Raw genomic sequence first — 3,505 nt, forward strand, 5'->3', positions numbered from 1 at the left:
AGCGCCGACGCGCCGCATCCGTGCGGCGCCCCTTCGGGCTTTTACCCTCGAAGCCTGCGCTACTCGGTGCGCCATAGGGGAGAAGGTCAACACCGCTTCGAGTGGCATCGGGGCAACATTGATATCGATGCCTTCATCATTGGCCGTGCCTAACCCGGTTCGGCCGGAGGGCCGCCCTCCAGGGAAACCCAGAGGCCCCAATACCCAGTACCCCGTTCATGCTCATCGAAGGGGTCTTGATCTTTCCCCGTATGGCTCGCCGAGCACGGGGGTGTTGCGGGGTACACTCACCCAAGCCCTGACCAGGTCGCATTCAGCGGGTCGCAGACCGGTCAGATGCAAGGCGCGGCCTCGCAGGAATGGCCCGGTCCTTTCAAGAGGGCGCAACGCCGCAGATGACCGGTCTGCGGCCCGCCCGAAGGGAGCCACACACACGGCCCGGCTCTGCGTTGCGGCGCTTGACAAGGGCTTGCCATTGCCTGCGCACCGCGCCTTGATCCGGGCCGTGTGTGTGGCTCTGAATGCGGCCTGGTCAGGGCTTGGGTGAGTCCGCCCGTCAGGGGCGCCGCACGGATGCGGCGCGTCGATCGTCAGGCCATGGATGGCCTGTCGATCGACCCCCCGCAACGCGCCCGCGCGCAGGGCACCCCGAAGGGGCGAGACATCCGGGTGTCGTTTCTTTGGTCCCTTTCTTTGGACAAGCAAAGAAAGGAACTCGAGCCCCGCGCAGCGGGGTTCGAAACGCCTTTGACTCTGACTTTGACTTTGACTTTAACCACCGAATGCCCATCTGCGGCATCAAAACTCCGGCAACACCGGCTCCAACACAATCCCCGTCTCCGCCTCATACTCCACATGCACCAGATACAACCCATGTGGCGATGCCGTCACGCCACCGAGGGTGCGGTCGCGGGCATGGAGGACCTCGGACACCCACTCCATAGGCCGATCGCCTTCCCCCACCGCCATGAGCACACCCGCGATGTTGCGCACCATGTGATGCAGGAAGGCGTTGGCGTGCACGTCCAGGTAGATGAAATCGCCACGACGGCTCACGTCCAGGGACAACAGGGTACGCACCGGGCTTTTCGCCTGGCAGCCGACGGCCCGAAAGCTGGTGAAATCCCATTCTCCCAGGAGCCGCTGTCCCGCCTCGTGCATGAGGCCGGCATCCAGGGGCCGGTGATGCCAGCTCACCTTTCGGTGCAGTACACCGGGGCGCACCCAGCGGTTGAAGATCACGTAGCGATAACGCCTGCTTCGGGCGGAGAATCGCGCGCTGAAGCCGGGATCCATCTCCCGGGCCCAGAGCAGGCTGACCTGCGGTGGCAGGTGACTGTTGCCGCCCAGAATCCAGGAGCGCTCGGTGCGCTCGGCATCGGTGTCGAAATGAATTACCTGACAGGTCGCGTGCACCCCGGCATCGGTTCGACCCGCGCAGACCACTTTCACCGGCTGATTGGCCACCTTCGAGAGCGCCTGCTCCACGCAGGCCTGAACACCACGGGCATGTTTCTGGCTCTGCCAGCCGCAAAAATCGGCGCCGTCATATTCGAGACCCAGGGCGAGGCGTTTCATGCGCGGACGGTCAGATCGGACGCCAGACGGCGAGTATCAGCAGAGGGAGGAGCCAGGCGCAGAGGAGCAGCCATTGGCGCCAGGGCGGGCGGCCCGGTATGTGGATCTCAAGGGGCGAAAGAGGCGCTTCCCGGGCCCGTTCGATGACCCGTTGCAGCAACGCGCTCGCCCGGCCAGGCCACGAGGCTTGGGCCGCACCGCCGGTTGCCGCGCGTGCCTCGGAAACCATGGGTTGCAGCCTTGGCACGGTATCCAGTGTCAACGCCAGGCGCACCGCAAAGCGCTCACTGGGAAATCCGACCCGGGCCAGCGGGGCTGTCAGCCACAACAGACCCGCGACCAGTTCCTCCCTGCTGCTGCGACTGAGCAACCAGACCACCGCGCCGACAACGATGACGAGCACGGCCGCGCGGGCCAGCCCTTCGATTAGGCCCTCCAGCGAAGGCGACAGGACGCCTGCCGCAGGGAGCAGTTCACGCCCCGGCGTGAACCAGCCGTAGAGCAGGACAATGGACAGGAACAGCCAGCGCAGGCGCCGGTTGAGTTCGTAACAGCGGCGCCATGCCTCGCGCCCGAGCCCGGAGAGCAGCACCGTGACACCCAGCGCGGCGACGACTCCGGCCAGGATGCCTCCGCGAGCCACCAGCGGGATAAACAGGATCACGCCCAGTATGCGCAACGCGGGATGCATATCTGTGCCGGGATGCGGAATGTGACCGGATGATAACGCATCCGGCGTCTGCTGCCGCCGCCAGCCCGCCGGCGGCGGGCGCAGCGCCCATCAGACGGTCAGGGCGCCTTTGGCGGCTTGGGTGCTCACCGCCCGGGGTTACCCGAGCTGATCAATCAGGGACTGCGCCTCACGCTTCTGCTCGTCGTTACCCTCGGTGAGCACCTCTTCCAAGGTGCTGCGGGCGCCTTCGGAATCGCCCATGTCGATGTAGGCCCGCGCCAGATCCAGCTTGGTGCTCACCTCATCACCGGACGGCAGATCTGCTGATTCCTCGTCGGGTGCGAGCAGGTCGTCCTCCGCCTCCGCACCGCCCATGAAATCGATGTCGGAGAAGTCCTCGTCCAGGATCTGGGTGTCGTCCTCGGGCATGTCCGCACCAGTCGGCAGATCGGCCGGCTCGCTTTCCCCCAGGACCGTGTCGTCGAGGTTGATGTCCGGTTCACCGGACACACCCAGGTCGGGCAACTCCTCGAGCTTGGTCTGGTCTTCCCCGGACGGCGGGGCCTCGGCAGCCGGCGACTCCGGCTCGGCACCCTCCGTACGCACGGCATCCTCGTCGAGGACGTCGACGTCGAGACTCTCGGCATCCAGTTCCAGATCACCCAAGTCAAACTCAAGGGCGTCGTCTTCAGCGGAAACGGGTGCCTCGTCGGTCGATTCCTCCAGCAGCGTATCGGCCGCCTCATCGCCCTCGATACGCTCTGCCTGAGCGGATTCGGGCTCATCCAGGTCGGCTTCGAGATCCACGTCTTCGAGCGTATCCTCCAGTTCCTCCATGCCCAGATCCAGATCCACTTCCGGGGTCGACCCGCTCTCGGACAGAGCCAGGCTCGGCGCGCCCGAGAACAGCGGATTGTCCGGATTCAGATCCTGACCCATGGCCTGCACGCGCTCCCACAACTCACTGGGCCGCCCGGCCAACGCTTCATTCATGCGTTCGGCATTGGCCTCGAAGGCCTCGGTGTTGCGCGTGGCGTAGTGCGTCTCGGCCAGTTTGAAGCGGTAGTCGATACGCTCCGGATGCTCCTCCACAGCCTTGTTCAGCAGGTCCTCGGCCTGGCTGTACAGCCCGTAAGCCAGGTATACATCCACTTCGGCGATGGTGTCGTCGTTGGTGATCTCCTCGTGTTCCTCGGAAACCACGGCGGGGGACTCGCCGTGGTTTCCGAGGAACACGAGGAGATCACCAACGAC

Annotated in this window: 3 protein-coding genes; all 3 read right to left on the reverse strand. The window is 65.2% G+C overall.

Features of this window, described 5'->3' with window-relative positions; genetic code table 11:
- Positions 1–798 precede the first annotated feature (798 nt).
- Entirely contained in the window at positions 799–1,578 is a 780-nt protein-coding gene (gene truA, locus B1C78_RS15195; RefSeq protein ID WP_077280017.1) for a tRNA pseudouridine(38-40) synthase TruA, read from the reverse strand.
- Positions 1,579–1,588: 10 nt separating this feature from the next.
- The gene (locus B1C78_RS15200) at positions 1,589–2,269 is read right to left on the reverse strand and encodes a hypothetical protein (RefSeq protein WP_077280018.1); all 681 of its coding nucleotides are present in this window, start codon (positions 2,267–2,269) and stop codon (positions 1,589–1,591) included.
- A 138-nt stretch (positions 2,270–2,407) separates the two neighbouring features.
- A partial coding sequence (locus B1C78_RS15205) for a motility hub landmark protein FimV (protein ID WP_281250613.1) occupies positions 2,408–3,505 on the reverse strand: 1,098 nt, incomplete at its 5' end.

Source organism: Thioalkalivibrio denitrificans (genome assembly GCF_002000365.1).
GTDB classification, from domain to species: Bacteria; Pseudomonadota; Gammaproteobacteria; order Ectothiorhodospirales; family Ectothiorhodospiraceae; genus Thioalkalivibrio_A; species Thioalkalivibrio_A denitrificans.

What these genes read in the sequence shown, in the direction of transcription:
- truA (WP_077280017.1), bottom strand. Translation starts at nt 1,578, where the DNA reads ATGAAACGCCTCGCCCTGGGTCTCGAATATGACGGCGCCGATTTTTGC.
- B1C78_RS15200 (WP_077280018.1), bottom strand. Translation starts at nt 2,269, where the DNA reads ATGCATCCCGCGTTGCGCATACTGGGCGTGATCCTGTTTATCCCGCTG.